At 31.7% G+C, this 20,210-nt stretch carries 19 protein-coding genes; 14 read left to right on the top strand and 5 right to left on the bottom strand.

Going from position 1 to position 20,210, the window contains the following annotated elements; all coding sequences use genetic code 11:
- Positions 1–122 precede the first annotated feature (122 nt).
- Positions 123–1,355, bottom strand: a complete 1,233-nt coding sequence (locus tag CN692_RS17955; RefSeq protein WP_098120527.1) for a two-component system sensor histidine kinase NtrB — start codon at positions 1,353–1,355, stop codon at positions 123–125.
- A gap of 124 nt (positions 1,356–1,479) precedes the next feature.
- Here CN692_RS17955 and CN692_RS17950 point away from each other — a divergent pair, with 124 nt between their 5' ends.
- Positions 1,480–2,328, top strand: coding sequence for a DUF72 domain-containing protein (locus CN692_RS17950; protein ID WP_098120526.1), 849 nt, complete (start codon positions 1,480–1,482; stop codon positions 2,326–2,328).
- Here the strand turns inward: CN692_RS17950 and CN692_RS17945 are convergent.
- Together CN692_RS17945 and deoD are read right to left on the bottom strand one after the other, a co-directional pair.
- On the bottom strand, positions 2,325–2,738 hold the full coding sequence (locus tag CN692_RS17945) for a disulfide oxidoreductase (protein ID WP_098120525.1): 414 nt from the start codon (positions 2,736–2,738) through the stop codon (positions 2,325–2,327). The genes CN692_RS17950 and CN692_RS17945 overlap by 4 nt on opposite strands.
- 343 nt (positions 2,739–3,081) lie before the next feature.
- A complete protein-coding gene (gene deoD / locus CN692_RS17940; protein ID WP_098120524.1) occupies positions 3,082–3,789 on the bottom strand; it encodes a purine-nucleoside phosphorylase in 708 nt (235 codons plus the stop codon).
- Between the two features lie 302 nt (positions 3,790–4,091).
- Between deoD and CN692_RS17935 the strand changes: the two genes are divergently transcribed.
- From CN692_RS17935 to CN692_RS17910, 6 genes are all read left to right on the top strand, one after another.
- Entirely contained in the window at positions 4,092–4,820 is a 729-nt protein-coding gene (locus tag CN692_RS17935) for a hypothetical protein (RefSeq protein ID WP_098120523.1), read from the top strand.
- Positions 4,821–4,830: 10 nt separating this feature from the next.
- Positions 4,831–5,652 carry an HAD family hydrolase gene (locus CN692_RS17930; protein WP_098120522.1) on the top strand — a complete coding sequence of 274 codons (822 nt, stop codon included), beginning with the start codon at positions 4,831–4,833 and terminating at the stop codon, positions 5,650–5,652.
- A 194-nt stretch (positions 5,653–5,846) separates the two neighbouring features.
- A complete protein-coding gene (locus CN692_RS17925; RefSeq protein WP_098120521.1) occupies positions 5,847–6,734 on the top strand; it encodes a ComEC/Rec2 family competence protein in 888 nt (295 codons plus the stop codon).
- Positions 6,735–7,408: 674 nt separating this feature from the next.
- Positions 7,409–8,545, top strand: a complete 1,137-nt coding sequence (nagA, locus tag CN692_RS17920) for an N-acetylglucosamine-6-phosphate deacetylase (RefSeq protein ID WP_098120520.1) — start codon at positions 7,409–7,411, stop codon at positions 8,543–8,545.
- Positions 8,542–9,252 (top strand): glucosamine-6-phosphate deaminase, encoded by a 711-nt coding sequence (nagB, locus tag CN692_RS17915; protein WP_142317542.1) that lies wholly within the window; start codon positions 8,542–8,544, stop codon positions 9,250–9,252. The genes nagA and nagB overlap by 4 nt, the downstream gene beginning before the upstream one ends.
- Positions 9,252–9,989, top strand: a complete 738-nt coding sequence (locus tag CN692_RS17910; protein ID WP_142317541.1) for a GntR family transcriptional regulator — start codon at positions 9,252–9,254, stop codon at positions 9,987–9,989. Before nagB ends, CN692_RS17910 begins: the two co-directional genes overlap by 1 nt.
- A 631-nt stretch (positions 9,990–10,620) precedes the next feature.
- Here the strand turns inward: CN692_RS17910 and CN692_RS17905 are convergent.
- The gene (locus CN692_RS17905; protein WP_098120519.1) at positions 10,621–11,403 is read right to left on the bottom strand and encodes a Cof-type HAD-IIB family hydrolase; all 783 of its coding nucleotides are present in this window, start codon (positions 11,401–11,403) and stop codon (positions 10,621–10,623) included.
- Between the two features lie 169 nt (positions 11,404–11,572).
- Between CN692_RS17905 and glcT the strand changes: the two genes are divergently transcribed.
- From glcT to CN692_RS17880, 5 genes are all read left to right on the top strand, one after another.
- Positions 11,573–12,433 carry a glucose PTS transporter transcription antiterminator GlcT gene (gene glcT / locus CN692_RS17900; protein WP_257144063.1) on the top strand — a complete coding sequence of 287 codons (861 nt, stop codon included), beginning with the start codon at positions 11,573–11,575 and terminating at the stop codon, positions 12,431–12,433.
- Positions 12,434–12,776: 343 nt separating this feature from the next.
- Complete coding sequence (ptsG, locus tag CN692_RS17895) at positions 12,777–14,828, top strand: glucose-specific PTS transporter subunit IIBC (protein WP_098120518.1); 2,052 nt, start codon at positions 12,777–12,779, stop codon at positions 14,826–14,828.
- 142 nt (positions 14,829–14,970) lie between these two features.
- Complete coding sequence (locus CN692_RS17890; protein ID WP_025568635.1) at positions 14,971–15,234, top strand: phosphocarrier protein HPr; 264 nt, start codon at positions 14,971–14,973, stop codon at positions 15,232–15,234.
- A complete protein-coding gene (gene ptsP, locus CN692_RS17885; RefSeq protein WP_098120517.1) occupies positions 15,234–16,943 on the top strand; it encodes a phosphoenolpyruvate--protein phosphotransferase in 1,710 nt (569 codons plus the stop codon). The genes CN692_RS17890 and ptsP overlap by 1 nt, the downstream gene beginning before the upstream one ends.
- Before the next feature lie 151 nt (positions 16,944–17,094).
- Complete coding sequence (locus tag CN692_RS17880) at positions 17,095–17,394, top strand: ArsR/SmtB family transcription factor (RefSeq protein ID WP_098120516.1); 300 nt, start codon at positions 17,095–17,097, stop codon at positions 17,392–17,394.
- Between the two features lie 63 nt (positions 17,395–17,457).
- Here the strand turns inward: CN692_RS17880 and CN692_RS17875 are convergent, their stop codons facing one another.
- Positions 17,458–18,072: a nitroreductase family protein gene (locus tag CN692_RS17875; RefSeq protein WP_098120515.1), complete on the bottom strand. Its 615-nt coding sequence runs from the start codon at positions 18,070–18,072 to the stop codon at positions 17,458–17,460.
- 229 nt (positions 18,073–18,301) lie between these two features.
- On the opposite strand from CN692_RS17875, the gene CN692_RS17870 reads away from it, so the two are divergent.
- Entirely contained in the window at positions 18,302–19,192 is an 891-nt protein-coding gene (locus CN692_RS17870; RefSeq protein ID WP_098120638.1) for an NAD(P)-dependent oxidoreductase, read from the top strand.
- A gap of 24 nt (positions 19,193–19,216) precedes the next feature.
- Entirely contained in the window at positions 19,217–19,666 is a 450-nt protein-coding gene (locus CN692_RS17865; protein ID WP_179865540.1) for an RDD family protein, read from the top strand.
- Positions 19,667–20,210: the final 544 nt, after the last annotated feature.

The following is a 20,210-nucleotide window of genomic DNA, read 5'->3' as shown; positions in this document are numbered from 1 at the left end:
AAATGTAGATCCTCAATTCAAATTTAATTGAAAAACGCCGCAAAGATACCCCCTTAAAAAAATAGCGATAATAAAAAGCCGTCGACGTTTCGACAGCTTGTATTCTAAGATGCTATTCCTTATTAAGTAGCAGTGCACTTAATAGGTAATGTAATTGTAAAGGTAGTTCCATTATCTCCACTTAGTACTGAAATTGTGCCATTATGATTTTGAATCAGTTTTTTTGTTAATGGTAAACCAAGTCCGGTACCGTCATCTTTCGTAGAAAAGAAAGGATCAAATATATATGGTAAGTCAGCAGAAGGAATTCCTGTACCGTTATCTTTAAAGGTAATATAAATGATATCATTATCGATAAAAGTAGCAATAGTAATGATCAGTAAATCTTCTTTTTTCGCATCTAATGCATTATGAAATAAGTTTAAAAATACTTGAACAAGTTGATTCTTATCAAAAAATATATGTGTTGCAATTAAATCTTCAGATAAGAAAAATTCAAATTTTACGTTATTTAAAAAGGTCTCACTGAATAATAACTGTTTTATATGATTTGATATAAAATTATTAATATTTATTGCCTCAGGTTTATAGTTTGCATTCTTTGTAATGGATAAAAAATCAGTGATTATGCCATTTGCTCTGTCTAATTCTGGAATCAGAAGATCATTAAACAACTGCTTATATTGAGGTGGGGCTTCTTCTTGTAAAAATTGTAAATAGCCTCTCACTGTCGTAAGTGGATTGCGAACTTCGTGGGCAATCCCTGCAGCAATTCTCCCTGACATAGCTAGTTTTTCAGATTCTCTTGCTTCATTTAAATTATGAAAAATACCGATTACTCTTAAGATTTCTCCATTTATGTCACGGATAATACGAGTGTTAATGATACCGTAGTTAATATTTAAAATTTCTTTATTATAAAATTCTTCGCCGGTAAATAGTGTTTGAAGCAAACAAATCTCTTTATCTTCTATTTTTAACAGATTTCTAATATGTCTACCAATCAGTTCATATTTAGTGATTCTAAAATCATTCGCAACTTGCTGATTGTATAACGTAATAATACCGTTTTTATCTATAAATAAAATATGGTGCGGTAAGGCATCGTAAATTGATTGTAAAGCTCTTTTACTATTCGCAAAAAAGATCGAGTATTTAGTATGTAATGGAAGTTCGTTAATGGAATTACTTATATCTGTATTTCTAGTTAACTGATTTGAGCTAGATAATTCACGAGTTTCATTTGAAAAGATAGACCCAGAAGTAATTGTATTTAAAATAGATTCATATGATATTACTTTTTCTTCAAGTTCAGCAATTTTCTCTTTTAGTTCTTGTATTGTCTCGTTAATCATTTACACTTTACTCCGATTTCTACTAAAATAAGTATATACTTAGTCATTATATCAGACTATATCGTTTATTTTAATGAAAAATAGAAATAATTAATTAATAATTAATGAGCTATTGGAGAGAATTATGGAAATAAAAATAGGAGTTACAGGGTGGGGGGACCATGACAGTTTATACCCTGACCGGATCCACTCATCCAAAAAATTAAGACAATATTGCACCCATTTCCCAATTGTTGAAATAGATTCTTCTTATTATAGTATCATGCCTCAATCAAACTATCATAAATGGGTGAATCAAACTACTTCAGATTTTTCATTTATTGTTAAAGCTTATGGCGGTATAACCGGTCATTCAAGACAAAATTATTCGAAAGAGGAACAAATATTACTTTTAACTCCATTTTTAGAATCAATTCAACCTTTAATTGAAGCGAATAAATTAAAAGGAATCTTATTTCAATTTCCACCTTGGTTTAATTGCAAGAAAGAAAATGTTGAATTGCTTCGAATTATGAAAAGTAAACTGAAAGGACTTCCGGCAATTTTAGAATTTCGAAATCAATCATGGTTTTATCCTCAATTTTATGATCAAACTTTAAAATTTATGGAAGATGAAGGATGGATTCATTCAATTTGCGATGAGCCTCAAGCGGGAAATGGAAGTATACCAATTGTACTACAGCCAACAAATCCGAATTTAACTTTAATCCGTTTTCATGGACGAAACATATATGGATGGAATCATAACGGACAAGATAATTGGCGAGAAGTACGGTATTTATATCGTTATAACGAAGAAGAGCTTTTTGAATGGGTAGCAAGAATTGAACAATTAGCAAAAAATACAAAGGAAATATGTGTTCTTTTTAATAATAACTCTGGTGGAGATGCAGCGGATAATGCTAAACAATTAATGAAGCTGCTAGGTATTGAATTTGGACCTTCATCTACCGAGCAGCTCGAATTGTTTTAGTTTGATTTTCGTAATAAAGAAATGCAACAAATATTAATAAGTAGAAAAGCAACAAACGCTAACATCGGAATTGTAATGAAACCAAACCAATTTAAATAGTCACCAGTACAAGGAACAGGTCCACATTGAGTTGCCGTTTCCTTCATAGCAGGAACTTTTTGAATTAAAATATGATAGATTGAAATGCACATACCAATTAATGATAATGGTAAAACATAAATAACATCTTTTATTTTATTTTTATAAACGGCAATACCGACAATAAAAACAATTGGATACATGAAAATTCGCTGATACCAGCATAATGAACAAGGTGTCCAATGATTAATAACGGAAAAAGATAAACTACTTAGTGTTGCAATAATGCTTACAATCCAAGTGAAAAATAAGATTGATTGATGTTTCTTCATTCTTTACCATCCTTATATTGAAATTCGATAATATTATTGTACCTTTGATTGGGTATAAAGTGGTATTAAAACGGGATATAAGTTTTAACTTTATTGGTTACACAAGAAAAAACAGACCTTTGTCGTCTAAGCTGAAAAAGCGATATATCAATCTATTTTAGTAAAATATCAACGAGAAATTGCTTTTTATCAACGAGATTTAGATCTACATCAACTGAGTTCACAGCTTTAACAATATAGTTCACATAGTATTCGTGTTTTTGTCGCTTAACTAATTAAAAAAGGATGTCTCATAAGTAATTTAACTAATGAGACATCCTTTTTTTATATAAATAATTCTCAACTATTCAGCAATCGCAGCATCTAAAGCAATAACAATCATATCATTGAAAGTTGTTTGTCTTTCTTGCGCAGATGTTTCTTCACCAGTGAAGATGTGATCGCTTACTGTTAAAACAGTAAGTGCATCTACACTATGTTTAGCAGCTATTGTATATAAAGCAGTCGTTTCCATTTCTACTGCAAGAACACCGTATTCACCTAATTTTTCATACATGTCCATACTATCTCGGTAGAATATATCTGATGTTAAAATATTTCCTACTTTTACATTTAACCCTTTATTAACTGCGCCATCATATGCTTTCTTAAGTAAATCAAAGCTAGCACATGGAGAATAATCAAAACCAGGGAATGTTTGACGATTCATATTTGAATCTGTACATGTAGTCATCGCTATAATAACATCACGAATTTTTACATCTTTTTGAAGCCCGCCACAAGTACCTACTCGAATTAATGTTTTTACACCATAGCTATTAATCAACTCATTTACATAAATACCAATTGATGGAATTCCCATTCCAGTACCTTGAACGGAAATTCTTTGACCTTTGTATGTACCAGTAAAACCAAGCATGCCACGTACTTCGTTATAGCAGACAACATCTTCTAAAAATGTTTCAGCGATATATTTTGCTCTTAAAGGGTCACCAGGTAATAAAATTTTATCCGCAATCGCGCCTTGTTCTGCGCCAATATGTATACTCATTTAAATATCCTCCTTAAAAACTCTAATTGAATAGGCCATCCTTTATCAGTATTTTAGTCTCTACATTTAAATAAAAAAACATTCTAATTTATATAGCTACTTAAAGGAAAATGTAAGTCGAACGTAGTAGATAATATATATATAGAAAAAATTATAGACAAAATTAACCAATACAGATAATTTATGGCGAATTTTAATTATTGCATAGGTAATTGAATAATGAAAGAGTTTACAATATGAAATTGAGCTTTCTCGAAATGACAAAAAATTGTTAATTTTAACTATTTAAGGGAGAATGATCTATGAAATTTCGATTTATTGCAACTCTATGTATAGCTATACTTATTATCTTATTAATTAGTAACCGTTTAGTTAACCATAGTATACTATCTAATGGAAGTCAGACTAACTCACTTAAAGTCCAAAAGGTTAAATGGAGTCTTACCACGAAAAATAGTAGGCAAGAAGTAAGTGTGGCCTCTAGATCAATGAGTGTACTACAGCGCGACAAAATTAAAATATTTATTACTAGAGACGACTTAAAATCTTATAAAATTATTACCCCAGATTATAACGGAAATAATCAATTTACATTTAAGTATGCCTTTAAGGAAGATGTTCCATATTTTGTAAGTGTATTTTTAAATAATCAGACACTTGATACGAAGATTTTTCAAAAACAAAAGGATAAAACCGATGATTTATTTCCTACAGCAATTTTGACAAAGAAGAATGATGAATATACAGTCTCGTTGTTATATACATCGATCCTACCAAAAACAAAAAGTCAAATAACATTTGATTTTGAGAAGTTTAAAAAACGTTCGAATTTTACAAATCACCAATTTTATATTATTAATGAAGATGGAACGTATTTTAAGCAAGTAAATAATCCAGATAAAAATTCTAAAGTAAACTATGAACTTGATTTACCTAAAGCGGGTATGTATAAAATATTTTATGAATTTAATCTAAATGACGAAAAACAGACATTTAATTTTATTCTGGATGTAAAAGACAAAGACAGCTAAGGAGTCGCAAATGCATAATTTATTAATGAATTCAAAAGTATTAGTTTTTGATTTAGATGGTACTTTATATGACGGAACAACACATTACGATTACTATGCTAAACTACTAGCAAATGAAGTTAGTCCAGACAAACGTGATTCCTTTTTGAAGGACTATGAAAAAATTAAAGATTATGACCATGCTTTAACAATTGGAAAAATTTACGATTCTGAAAATGATTTAATTATTTCGTTAGATCCAATTACTTTAAAGCCGATTCAGGTTTTCACTTGGGAAGGTCAGCTTCTGTCTAAAGATGAATTACAAGAAAACTATCTTGATCGAATCAATTATGAATTGCCTTACATACCAGTAGGGGATGGTTGGTGGATTCCATTAGTGGCAAGCTATCATTATGGAGCAAAAGACGTATTTCATTGCTATGATAAAACAAAAGAGTTTATGGCAACAAAGGAATTTAGTATTCCGTATATTAAAGGTTTAAAACAAGCCTTAGAGCAAGTAAAAGATACTAAAAAATTAGTCTTGTTAACAAATTCGGACCGCGAGGATGTAACTCGATTACTAAATTTACTTGATTTAAATGGATTGTTCCATTTGGAAATTACAGATGGAAAGAAACCACTAGAAACGGAAAATCATTATAAAAATATAATGAATAAATTCAATGTTTTACCACACGAAGTCGTTTCAATTGGAGACAATTTTATTAATGAAATATCACCTGCTCTAAAATTAGGCATGCACGGCGTATATATTACAAATCAGACTTCTATTCAAGTTAGCGAATCCTTACTAGTTGTAAAAAGATTAGAGGAAGTTTTTGAGTAACATAAAAAATGAATATTGATTCCTTAAAAAACTGTGAGCAAAATTGCTTACAGTTTTTTGAATTGTATAATGAACTGTGATCCGATTTGAACTACATATTCTAAATGATGTATACTCTAAATCCAACTTATTTTACGGAACGCATACATACTTTTGAAATTGCAATGAGAAAATAATAGTAGGAGGAAGTGTGAATGGACAAAAATCGAAAACTCTATTCTCTCGTAATTTCTATCATTATTTTTTTTACTGCTTTTTTTAGTAATAACTTAAATACAGAGGCAAGAACAACAAATTATGGCTACATTACGCATCCTTTATTAGTTTATTTTTTTGACGTAGGTCAAGGAGATAGCATGGTAATGATTTTACCAAATGGAAAGACAGTGTTGATTGATGGAGGAGATGTAGAACATGGTGGAGCTGTTATAAAAAAACTTAAACGACTTCATGTCAATGCAATTGATCTACTTGTAAGTACACATCCAGACATTGATCATATAGGCGGATTATTAAAGGTCATGAATAGCGTCAAAATATCGAAAATCTTAGATAGTGGAAAAAAATATAATTCACACTCTTATTACTTATATAAGAAAGAAGCGTTTCAAAAGAATATCCCAATTAGCATTGCAAGGTTAAATGAGAAAATCGTACTTGATCCAAATGTAGATATCACAGTATTAAATAGTGGGAAAAAATCCTATACAAATAATAATAGTTCAATCGTTTTAAAAGTAAAGTATGCAGACATATCAATTCTATTGACTGGAGATATTGAAAGAAAAGCTGAACAAAGACTAATCAAAAGTGAAAATATTGACGCTCAAGTATTAAAAATTCCACATCACGGTTCATCTACATCAACTTCAGAGGCTTTTTTATTTGCTGTAAACCCAACAGTAGCAATTCTCTCGTATGATAAATTTAATCTATTTGGTCATCCACATAGATCAGTAATGAAGCGGCTAAATCATCTAGGAATCAAGCAATACACAACCGATCAATACGGAGATATCGAATTATCAACAAATGGTCATAACTTATATATTGAAAAACAAGAAGTATTGGTTAATCCTTAAGGATCGATCCAATACTTTTATTTTTTGAGTGGAGAGTGAATTAAACTGACGGTTTTTAACTCATGAGCCCTTTTATGAGTTAAGGAATTAGGTGAATAAACGATATTTTTAACTCATGAACCCTTTATGAGTTAAGAAAATAGGTGAATAAGCGATATTTTTAACTCATGAGCCCTTTATGAGTTAAGAAAATAGGTGAATAAGTGATATTTTTAACTCATGAGCCCTTTATGAGTTAAGAAAATAGATGAATAAGTGATATTTTTAACTCATGAGCCCTTTATGAGTAAAGAAAATAGGTGAATAAGCGATATTTTTAACTCATGAGCCCTTTATGAGTAAAGAAATAAGAAGAATAGGGGATATTTTTAACTCATGCCCTCTATATGAGTAAGGACATTAGATCAAAAATGCTATATCTTAACCAATGCCCCCATATAAAGATGCGTATAAGAGTAAATTACATCCTATTTTATAATGAAAATACGATAATTTTTTATGTCGATATTATGAAATTAACATAGGTAGTATAGACAACTAGGAGTATATATCATACAATGGTTATGTAGAAATCCTAGTATAGATCTAAATGAATGTGAATGATGATTAAGTAAACACTACTTTCTATATGCGGTTATTAATATACTTCTTAGAATTAGGAAAGAGGAGAGTACATGAAATCAATTATTAATGTAAAAATTTATACGGGCACAGAAGTAATTGAAAAGGGTTACATTCGATATGACGAAAAAATTTCTAATATTGGCCACATGGACGGTTATGTAAATGAAGGCGAAGAAATAATTGATGGAAATGGTACAGTTATTATCCCAGGAATGATTGATATTCATATACATGGTGCATATGATGTTGACGCAATGGATGCGGATCCTAACACGATGGTTACTATGAGTAACAAAATGATGAAAGAAGGGGTTACAACCTTTTTTCCAACTACAATGACTCAGTCTAAAGAAAATATAGAAAATGCATTGAAATCTTTAAAGGAAGCTAAAGAGCTTGGTGCGCATTTTGAATATATTCATTTAGAAGGACCATTTGTTAATAAAAATAAAGCTGGAGCGCAGCCTCTAGAGTACATTATAAATCCTGACGTAGAATTATTTAAAAAATGGCAAGAAGCTTCAGGAGGATTAATAAAGTTAGTTACTTATGCACCTGAGGTTGAAGGTGCAAAAGAGCTAGAAGCAGAGCTACAACGAACAAATGTTATTGGAACTGTTGGTCACTCAGATGCTGTAAGTGCAGATTTTGAAGGTAGAAATATTTTTCATGCTACACATCTATACAACCAAATGAGACCTATGCATCATCGTGAAGTAGGTACAGTAGGACATGTACTTTTAGATGAACGAGTTATGGTTGAATTGATACCGGATGGAATTCACATACATCCTGATATGGTTAAGCTTGCTTACCGTTTAAAAGGAGCTAAAAAAATTAGCGTCATTACCGATGCAATGAGAGCAAAAGGTCTTAATGACGGTAAATATGAATTAGGTGGACAACCTGTATTTGTAGCAAACAAAAGTGCACGATTAGAAGACGGCACGCTTGCAGGTAGTATTTTAAAAATGGATGAAGCATTTAGAAATATTATGAAATTTACAGGCTGTACTCCAGAAGAAGCAGTACAAATGACATCAATAAACCAAGCTGAAGAATTTGGGCTTACACATAAGGGAGCATTAAAACCTGGAAAAGATGCTGATTTTGTCCAAATGACTCCAGAGTTTTTCGTAATTAACACTACTAGACAAGGTAAAAATTTTAATGAGGTGACTTTATGAACGTAATCGTAGTAAAAAATGCAGAAGAAATTTCAAAAGTAGCATATGAGAAAATGGTACAAGCAATTGAAGGGAAAGATGAATTTACTCTAGGTTTAGCTACTGGTGGCTCACCTCTAGGTATTTATGAACAATTCCGAATCAATAAACCGGATATGTCTAATGTAATTACAGTTAATCTTGATGAGTATGTTGGATTAGCTGAGGATGATCAAACAAGCTATCATACTTATATGGCAGAACAGTTATTTAATCATTTGAACTTTAAAGAAAACCATTTACCGAATGGAAATACAAAAGACTTAGAAGAAGCATGTAAAAACTATGAGGACTTATTACAGAAGCATCCTGTAGATTTACAACTTCTAGGGATTGGCGAAAATGGACATATCGCATTTAATGAGCCAGGAACTCCTTTCGATACACCGACTCATATCGTAGAGCTAACTGAATCAACACGTAATGCGAATAAAATATATTTTGAGAACGAAGAAGATGTACCAACTCACGCTGTAACTATGGGAATTGGTTCAATTTTAAGAGCTAAAGAAATTATACTAGTAGCATCAGGAATCAAAAAAGCAGAAGCAGTAAAAGAAATGTTAAATGGTAAAGTAGATATTAACTGCCCGGCTACTGCTCTACAACAGCATAATAATGTAACAATTGTGGTTGATGAAGAAGCATACTCACTTTGTAACAAATAATGTTAAGGCTAGATAAAAATTCTCCTTTACCGATTTATTTTCAAATACAAGAGATTTTAAAGGTGAAAATTAGCTCAGGAGAATGGAAACCTGGGGACAGAATCCCTTCTGAGCAAACATTGAGTGAGATGTTAAATGTAAGTAGGATGACAATTAGACAGGCTTTAAACAATCTTGTAAAAGAATCTTTAATAAGTCGGAAGCGTGGAATTGGTACGTTTGTTTCAGTAAAAGATGGAATTGAAGTTGAGGAATCCCTTAAATCATTAAGGAGTTTTTCTGAAGATATTACATCAATTGGATTAACACCTACTAATAAATTACTTGGATTTTCAACAATTGAAGCGGATGAATATTTAGCAGAAGTTTTATCAATTGAAAGCGGATCTGAAGTTTTTAAAATTGAAAGATGTCGTTTAGCAAATGAGCATCCAATTGCAATCGAAACAACGTATTTACCTAAAAATTTAGTAAATCGAATTGATGAAAAAGCATTGAATCATTCTTTATATGAATACTTTGAAGTTTCCTTAGGTTATACAATTAAAAAAGCTACTAAATGGATAAAAGCATCGCTAATGTCGGAAAGAGATTCTTTAATTCTAGAAGTGGCAGAGGATTCTCCAGCATTAGAATTACACCAAATAACATTTATTAATGATGGTTTACCTCTTGAATACGTAAGTTGTATTTATCGAGCTGATCGTTATCGATTTACAATTGATATTGACCGTTAAAAAGGGTGCATGTTTGCACCCTTTTTTGTTGTTGAACTGCGTCATAGGAAGTGCAAATAAAACTGAGTGGAAAGTGCAAATAAAAAAGCTGAAAGTGCAAATAAAAAAGCTGAAAGTGCAAATAAAACTGAGGAAGTGCAAATAAAAAAGCTAAAAGTGCAAATAAAACTGAGGAACTGCAAATAAAAAAGCTGAAAGTGCAAATAAAACTAGTGAAACTGCAAATAAAAAAATCAAATCTGCAAATCAAATCACGATTCAACAAAAAATAGAGCAAATGAATTAAAAAAAGTAAATGGAATCAAATAAAATTAAGTGTGTAGAACCAATTATTAAGCAAAATAGAGTTTAATCATAAAAAAGTATGAATCTTTTCGACGATATCAGCGGAGAACGCTAAATATCAACAAAGCACGCGACCATATCAGCGGGGATTGCTACAATATCAACGAAGAAAGCCAGTATATCAACGAGGATCACTATTATATCAACGAAGAACCCCATTATATCAACGAAGTTCACAACTTTATCAACAAAGTTCACAACTTTATCAACAAAGTTCACTTAGTGTTCGTATATTCCAATACAAATCTACAAACTAAAAGGGTGCTTTTAAAAGCACCCTTACTTTTTACTTCATTTGTAAAACAATTTTAACAGCTTCAGCTACAGAAGGAACTGTATAAGAAGCATATTTTTTAACTTCATCATCAGCGTTTTCCATAGCAAAGCTATTTGGTGTTAATTCAAACATTGAAATATCGTTGTAAGCATCACCTATACAAGCGATTTCGTTAGATTTAATGCCTAGTTTTTCAATTAATATTTGAATTGCAGATCCTTTACTTACATTTACTGGGACAATATCTAAGCAATTTTTTGCTGATATAAAAGAAGTAACATATTCCGGTAATTCTTCCTGTAATTCTTTTTGAAGTTCAAGTAAATCTTCATCTTCGCCTAAAACTACATATTTTTTTGGTGTAATTGACTTACCAAGATCAGATTTTAATGTTTTCAGTTCAACTGCATTCATGCTAGAGTTTTTTTCGATTTCTTTCACTAAGTCAGTTTTCTCTTCAATATAGTAAGTAGAGTTATCGGCTACATAGATTAAAAATTTATCATGTGTAATCATCTCATATACTTTGTCTATGACACTTGGATGAAAAGTAGCATCTAATAAAGCTTCACCTTCATTTGAATAAATATAAGTTCCATTCATACTAATGCGATGGAAGTTATTTCCTAGACTTTCCATAATTTTCACAATTTCATAGTCTAAACGACCTGAAGCAAAACATAATATAACTCCTTGATCTATAAGGTTTTTTAATGCTTCAACGTCATGCTCAAATAGCTGACCTTGGTGAAACATCGTACCATCTAGATCACTTACAAATAATTTAATCATAATACTAAACACCCACTTGATTTATATTTATACTTTTATATTCTATCCTAATATAATAGATAATCAAAAAAATATGATTAATTTATGAAACATAATTCGTGTTTAAACTATTTTTGAAAAATTATGTTATGATATAAAAGCAATTTTTTACTTGGGGGTGATAAAAAAAATGTCAGAGATGTCAGTTTGCTATACAATCAAAAAGGTGCTTAATAATAACGTATTAATTGCTAAAAATCCCGATCATACCGAAGTAGTACTTTTAGGAAAAGGTATCGGTTTTAATAAAACTAGAGGAGATTTAATTTCCGAAGGTGTAGTAGAAAAAATGTTTATTTTAACAGATGAACAAAAACAAAAGCAATATAAATCATTAATTAACTTTATGGATGAAAAATTAATGGGTACACTACAGCAAGCGATTTATTTAATTTCTGAAAGAACGGGATGTACTTTAAATGAGCAAATTCATATTGGATTAACTGACCACTTAATATTTGCGATCAAACGAATTAGAGAAGGCTATAATGTTGATAATCCGTTCTTACAAGAAACAAAAGCAATGTATCCAGAGTATTTTAAAATAGCACAAGAAGTTATTGATTTGATAAATAAAGAAATAGATATAATTTTACCAATAGAAGAAGTAGGCTTTGTTACACTTCATATCGTTAGTAATTTATCGATGGAAGTTGTATCGGATGTAAATAAATTTTCTCAGATCATTAAAGATTTAGTATTATATATAGAAGAATATTTAAAAATCGAAATTGATAAAGAAAGTATTCATTATTCAAGGCTCGTACGTCATTTGAGATTTTTAATAGACCGGATTTTTCATGGTAATTCATCTGAAGAATCACCAGCTTTAGGGATTATCTTAAAAAAAGAATATCCTGTATGCTATGATTTAGCGTGGAAAATTTTGAAATCAATCGAAACTTCATTAAATAAGAAAGCTAGTGAAGCAGAAGTAATATACTTAACGTTACATTTAGAACGACTTGTTCAAAGTAAATTTAAGGAGTAGGAAGAGGGAACCTCACTTTAAATTTGCTGACCTACTTAATGAAATTTTGGCTTTAAAGGGATAAAATATGGTTTTTAAGCTGAAAAATCATTATTTTTTTAAATATAATAAAAAAAATAGGTATTTAGGCTTGATATTTTTAAAATCTATAGATATAATGAAAGCGAAATCATAACAAATCATATTTGAATAGTGTTACACATTAAACGTGTTACTGATTCGATCAGGCATGAGTTGAAAAAGTGTGAATTATAATTCTTGGGTAGGGGAAACTATATCCAGGATTCGTAATTGTCATTTTTTCTGCTCATGCCTTTTTTGTTTGGATAAAAGGAGGATAACAATGTTTAAGAAAATCTTTGGAGTTTTACAAAAAGTTGGTAAAGCGCTTATGCTTCCAGTTGCGATTTTACCAGCTGCCGGATTATTACTTGCATTCGGTAATGCATTTCAAAATCCACAAACATTAAAGTACTTACCATTTCTTGATGCTCACTGGTTCCAGTTAGTAGCTAAAGTTATGGAACAGTCTGGTGACATCATTTTCGGAAATCTGTCATTATTATTTGCAGTAGGTGTTGCCGTTGGTTTAGCAGGAGGAGAAGGTGTTGCTGGATTAGCAGCAATCGTTGGATTCCTGATTATGAATAAAACAATGAGCGTGTTCAAGGATGTTGGACAATACGTTGTTTTAGATAAAGCATTAAATATAGCAAAATTCGATGATCCATCATTCGCATTTGTATTAGGTATCCCTACACTGCAAACAGGTGTATTTGGTGGGATTATCGTTGGTTTAGTAGCTGCATGGGCTTATAACAAATACTTTGAAATTGATTTACCTTCTTACTTAGGTTTCTTCGCAGGTAAACGATTTGTTCCAATTGCTACAGCAGCATTTTCAGTAGTACTTGGTATTTTAATGTGCTTCATTTGGCCGCCAATTCAGCACGGGTTAAACTCATTCTCACATAATATGATTGATGCGAATTTAACATTATCCGCATTCGTATTTGGTGTTATTGAGCGTTCATTAATACCATTTGGTTTACATCATATTTTCTATGCACCATTTTGGTTTGAGTTTGGTTCATATACTGATAAATCAGGTTTGGTTGTTCACGGGGACCAAAAAATCTTCTTCGCTCAATTAAAAGACGGAGTAAAATTAACTGCTGGTACGTTCATGGTAGGTAAATTCCCATTCATGATGTTTGGATTACCAGCTGCAGCATTAGCTATGTATCATGAAGCAAAACCTGAAAATAAAAAAATCGCTGGTGGTATTTTAGCATCAGCAGCATTAACTTCTTTCTTAACAGGTATTACAGAACCAATTGAGTTCTCATTCCTATTCGTTGCACCAGTATTATTCGGAATTCACGCAATTTTTGCTGGTTTATCATTTATGATTATGCAATTATTAAATGTAAAAATCGGTATGACATTCTCTGGTGGTTTAATCGACTACTTATTATTCGGTGTACTACCAAATAGAACTGGCTGGTGGTGGGTAATCATCGTCGGTTTAGGCTTAGCTGTTATTTACTACTTCGGGTTCCGATTTGCGATTAGAAAATGGGATTTAAAAACGCCTGGTCGTGAAGATGCAATCTCTAAAGATACTATAAGCAATACTCCAGCTAATGAGCTACCATATGAAATTTTACAAGCATTAGGTGGAAAAAGTAATATTTCTTCATTAGATGCATGTATTACTCGTTTACGTGTACAAGTAAATTCTAAAGATGAAGTAAATAAAGATCGTTTAAAAGCATTAGGGGCTGCTGGAGTTCTTGAAGTTGGAAACAATATTCAAGCAATTTTCGGACCAAAATCAGATACATTAAAATCACAAATTAAAGATATAATGACCGGCAAAACACCAGTTATTAAAAATGAAGCACATAAAGAAACGGCTTCAGCAGTAGATACTTCAGTTGAGGAAGCTATTATTAATCCAATTGAAGGTGAAATCATCCCAATTACAGAAGTGCCGGATCAGGTATTTTCTGGAAAAATGATGGGTGATGGATTTGCGATTATTCCTTCTGAAGGGACAGTTGTATCTCCAGTAGATGGCGAAATCGTAAATGTATTCCCAACAAAACATGCCATTGGTATTTTATCAAATGGTGGAAAAGAAATTTTAATCCACATCGGTATTGATACTGTTAAATTAAATGGTGAAGGCTTTGAAGTACTTGTATCACAAGGTGAGAAGGTAACAAAAGGTCAACAATTAGTAAAAATTGATTTACATTTCATTCGCGAAAATGCACCATCAACAATAACACCAGTTGTCTTTACAAACTTAGCTGAAGGACAACAAGTTGTAATTGAAAAGCCAGGTAAACAATCAAAAGGTGAAGTAAACATTATAAAGATTAAATAATTCTAATTAAATCGACGTAAAATGTTTAATTTTAAAAGGGGCTGTATAGTTGACACTATGCACCCCTTTTAATAGAATATTTAGAGTAGGCCAAACGTCTATACCAAAAATGTAGATTTAATCACAAAGGAGATAAATGATTATGGAAAAAACTTTCAAAGTAACAGCTGATTCTGGAATTCACGCACGTCCAGCAACATTATTAGTAAATGTAGCAGGTAAATTCAACTCTGATATCAATCTTGAGTACAATGGTAAAACAGTTAACTTAAAATCAATCATGGGTGTAATGTCTTTAGGAATTCAACAAGGAACTGAGATCAAAATTAGTGCTAATGGTGAAGATGCTGAGCAAGCGATTGCAGCAATCGATGATACAATGAAAAAAGAAGGTTTAGGCGAATAATGTCTTTACATATTAAAGGTATTGCCGCTTCTAGTGGAATTGCAATTGCAAAAGCATTTCGCTTAGAAAATCCTGAATTAAATATTGTTAAGAAGCAAATTTCAGATGTTGATGCTGAAATTGCTAAACTTGACAGTGCAATTCAAATTTCTAACACTGAATTAGAAAAAATTCGTGATCATGCGAATGCTGAACTTGGTGAAGATAAAGCTGCAATCTTTTCTGCGCACATCTTAGTTTTAAATGACCCAGAGCTAGTTAACCCAGTTAAAGATAAAATTAAGTCTGAAAATGTAAACGCTGATTTTGCAATGAATGAAGTTGCTTCAATGTTCGTTCAAATGTTTGAAAGCATGGATAATGAATATATGAAGGAACGTGCTGCAGATATTCGTGATGTTACAAAACGCGTAATGGCTCATTTATTAGGCGTTACGATTTCTAATCCTGCTAATATTACTGAAGAAGTAATTATTATCGCAGAAGATTTAACACCATCTGATACAGCTCAATTAAACCGTAAGTTTGCCTTAGGTTTTACAACTGATATCGGAGGTCGTACATCTCACTCAGCGATCATGGCTCGTTCTCTTGAAATTCCAGCAGTAGTTGGAACAAAAGAAGTAACTAGTAAAATCGAAAATGGCGTAATGGTCATTGTAGATGGATTAGACGGTCAAGTAATCGTTGATCCTTCTAATGAAGAATTAGCTGAGTATAAAGCTAAAAAAGAAAAATTTGAGCTTCAAAAAGTTGAATGGGCTAAACTGAAAAATGAACCAACTGTAACTAAAGATGGACACCATGTTGAGTTAGTAGCAAACATCGGTACTCCAAATGATGTAGAAGGTGTTATCAACAATGGTGGTGAAGGTGTAGGCCTTTACCGTACTGAGTTCTTATATATGGGACGCGATAACTTCCCATCAGAAGAGGAACAGTTTGAGTCATATAAATCAGTTCTTGAAAGTATGGGTAATAAACCGGTAGTTGTAAGAACACTAGATATCGGTGGAGATAAAGAATTATCTTATTTACACTTACCAAAAGAAATGAATCCATTCTTAGGATACAGAGCAATTCGTTTATGTTTAGATCAAAAGGATATTTTCCGTACACAGTTACGTGCATTACTTCGTGCTAGTGTTTATGGGAATTTAAAAATTATGTTCCCGATGATTGCAACATTAGATGAGTTCAGAGCTGCTAAAGCTGTATTATTAGAAGAAAAAGAACAGTTAGTAAAAGAAAATGTTCAAGTTTCAGATAATATTGAAATTGGTATGATGGTAGAAATCCCTGCGTCTGCTGTATTAGCAGATGTATTCGCTAAGGAAGTTGATTTCTTTAGTATTGGGACAAACGATTTAATCCAATATACAATGGCTGCGGACCGAATGAATGAACAAGTTGCATATTTATACCAACCATATAACCCATCTATTTTAAGATTAGTTAAAATGGTAATCGATGCTGCAAACAAAGAAGGTAAATGGGCTGGTATGTGTGGAGAAATGGCTGGAGATGAACTAGCTATTCCTTTACTAGTTGGATTAGGCTTACATGAATTCTCAATGAGCGCTACTTCAATCCTACCTGCACGTAGCCAAATGGCTAAACTTTCTAAAGCTGAGATGGAGACATTAGCTGAAAAAGCATTATCAATGTCTACAGCTGAAGAGGTTGTTAACTTAGTTAAAAGTATCTAATAAAAAAACAACAGGTTTCCCTGTTGTTTTTTTATTAATAAACCAAATCTAACTGTTCCTACTGTTGACAAATTCGCTTCTTTAATTTAGTGTATGTTTAAATTATTAAACGAATAAGATTATTTTTGGATAATAAAAGTAGGTGGAAGATTTGAGTAAAGAAGCAATTGAAGTATTTAGAGAATGTATCCCTTTGTTTCAAGCATTAAGTGATCCATTTAGACAGGATATCATTTTAATGTTGTCAGAAGGTGAAGCGCTAACTGTTAATGAGATTACTGAAAAAACTTCATTATCAAGGCCCGCTATTTCACATCATTTAAAGATATTACGTGATAATCAATTAGTACATATTGAGCAAAAAGGTACTCATCGATACTATTCATTAGCAATTGATTCTTCACTAGAATTACTTAAGAAATTAATTGGTACTGTTGAAGAACATTGTTAATTAAACGTAAATGGCATAAAAGGGACTCCGACTTTTGTCAGAATCCCTTTTACTTTTGATTTATTAAATCCAAATAGACATTTCTTTTGCAGAGAAACGAGATGTTTGGTGACCAGGTACTTTTTCTTTACCAATCGCAATAAGCATTGTAGGGATATAGCGATCATCAGTTAAGAAAGTCTCTTTAAATGCTTGTTCGTTAAATCCACCGATTGCACAAGTATTCCAACCTTTTGCAGAAGCGGCCATGATTAATTGCATACCGGCAAGAGAAGAATTTAAAATACCTTGTTCGCGATTACGTTGTTCTGTTGCATAAGCATTTTCAACGTTTGATTTTAATTTATCTTTTGCTTCTTGAGTCATATACCCAGCTTCCACTGCTGGACCGAAAACTAAGTCAACATTCTTTGCTGACTGTGTGTCTGCTAATACAGCAATTACACATGCAGCATCTTTAATTTGTCCTTGGTTATATGCAACAGGTAATAATCTACCTTGCGCATGTTCACCGTGGAATACAACAAATTTCCAATGTTGTAAGTTCCAAGCAGAAGGTGCAGACATTGCTGCATCTAGAAGTTCAGTAATTTCACTGCTGCTAATTTCAGATGAAGAATCAAATACTCTTGTAGAGTTTCGTTCCTTTATCATTTCAAAAAATTGTTCATTTTTCATTTAAAAATACCTCCAAAACATTACATTAGATACATTTTTATGTACTTTTTTAATATAGATAGTTCTACTATTAGAGTCAACAAATTAGGGTCGAAATAACCTAAATTTAAATAGAAGAAAAGTGTAGTGTGGTTATTTTAGTTTTAGAATAGCTCTAGCTTTTTTAATAATATTTTTTATGGTAGTTTTATGTATGGATAATAAAAGAGGAGTGTGTATTATGGAAGCAATTAATTTAAAAGATCTTCAAGTTGGATTTATTGGAATAGGTGTTATGGGTAAAAGTATGGCAAAACATTTAATCAATGCAGGTGCAAAATTACATGTTTATAACCGTACTAAAGAAAAAGCAAATGAATTAATTGATTTAGGTGCAACTTGGTATGATACACCTAAGGAATTAGCATCACATTGTCAGGTAATTTGTACAATGGTCGGATATCCAAGTGACTTAGAAGAAGTTTATTTTGGAGAAAATGGCATCATCCAATCCGCTTCTAAAGGAACAATATTTATCGATTTTACAACTTCAACTCCAACATTAGCTAAAAAAATAGATGAACTAACAAAATCAGTAGGTATGTCTTCTTTAGATGCTCCAGTATCAGGTGGAGATTTAGGAGCAAGAGAAGCAAAATTAGCAATCATGGTCGGTGGGGAAGAAGAAACATTTCATAAAATGTCCACATTATTTAATGTTTTAGGAAAAAATATTGTTTATCATGGAAATGCTGGTAGTGGACAACATGTAAAAATGTGTAATCAAATTGCAATCGCTTCAGGTATGTTGGGCGTTTGTGAAGCAATTGCATATGCGAAGTCAGCAGGTTTAGACGGTGAAAAAGTATTAAGTAGTATTTCTACTGGTGCAGCTGGAAGTTGGTCATTATCTAATTTAGCTCCACGAGTATTAAAAGGTGATTTCGAACCAGGATTCTATATTAAACATTTTATCAAAGATATGGGAATCGCAATTGAAGAAGCGGAAAAGATGGAATTAAATCTTCCAGGACTTTTACTTGCTAAAAAATGTTACGATGAACTGTCTAAAAATGGATTAGATGAAAAAGGAACACAAGCACTTTATACTTTATATGATCCATCTCACCACATTCAATAATATTTAATGAATAGAGGTTTACAAGTGCAGAATTTTCAATTTGCAAAGTTTTATCAACGATTAAGTGCGTTCATATTCGATACGTTTATTGTTTCAGTAGCCTATGGGATCATTATTGCGATCATTACGATGAATCCTGAAAAGCTATTAAGTCGATTTAATTCTACATCAGGAAATTCGACTCTCGATTTAATCGTTATTTCAATAATATTACTCATTTTATTTGTAATCGTTCCGAAATTTAACAAAGGAATGACATTCGGTCAGAGATTTCTAGCTATTAAAATGATAAAAGATAATTATGAAGAAACGACTATGGTCACATTCTTAATCCGTTTTATTATTATAGCCGCTCTGTCAGTTCTATTTTTAGGTGTCCCATTAATTATTAATGTTTATTTAATGTTATTTAGAAAAGATCACAAAACAATTCAGGACTGGCTATTTAAAACAAGTGTTATTCAAACTAGATAAGTTAAAGACGTGATTTCTACTACGGAATCACGTCTTTTTACGCTAGTGAAAAAATATCTTGTCAATTATCAGTAATATTTTTCAATATAAAGGAAGTTTTACGACATTGATTTCCACTCCAGGATTCTCGCTTTCCATGGGGCGACACCTGAGCCTCCTCGGCATGCCTGCGGGGTCTCAGCCTTCCCGCATCTCCCATAGGAGTCGAGAACCCTTCCGTTCCAATCAACTTCATTGAAATAAAAAAGAGTGCGATAAAACTTAGAGAATAATGGAAAATAATTATTCATTATCTTTGTTAATTTAGATAAATCGTCTACTTAAAAACTAAAATTTAAATTTATTCTTCAAACAATTAACATCTTAATAATTAATATACTGAAAAAGAATCAATACCAAAATTTGTTGGTATTCCACAAACAAAATACCTATTAAAATAATTAGCAACATTAATAGGAATTAATCATCAAATAGATCGCTTAGTAACATTTTAATTATTGACTATATTATATTTCATCCATTCTAAAAAGACGTGAAATCATTT

The sequence above is a fragment of the Bacillus sp. AFS002410 genome (genome assembly GCF_002556365.1).
GTDB lineage: Bacteria > Bacillota > Bacilli > Bacillales > Bacillaceae_G > Gottfriedia.
This window is presented reverse-complemented; position numbering and strand designations above follow the sequence as displayed.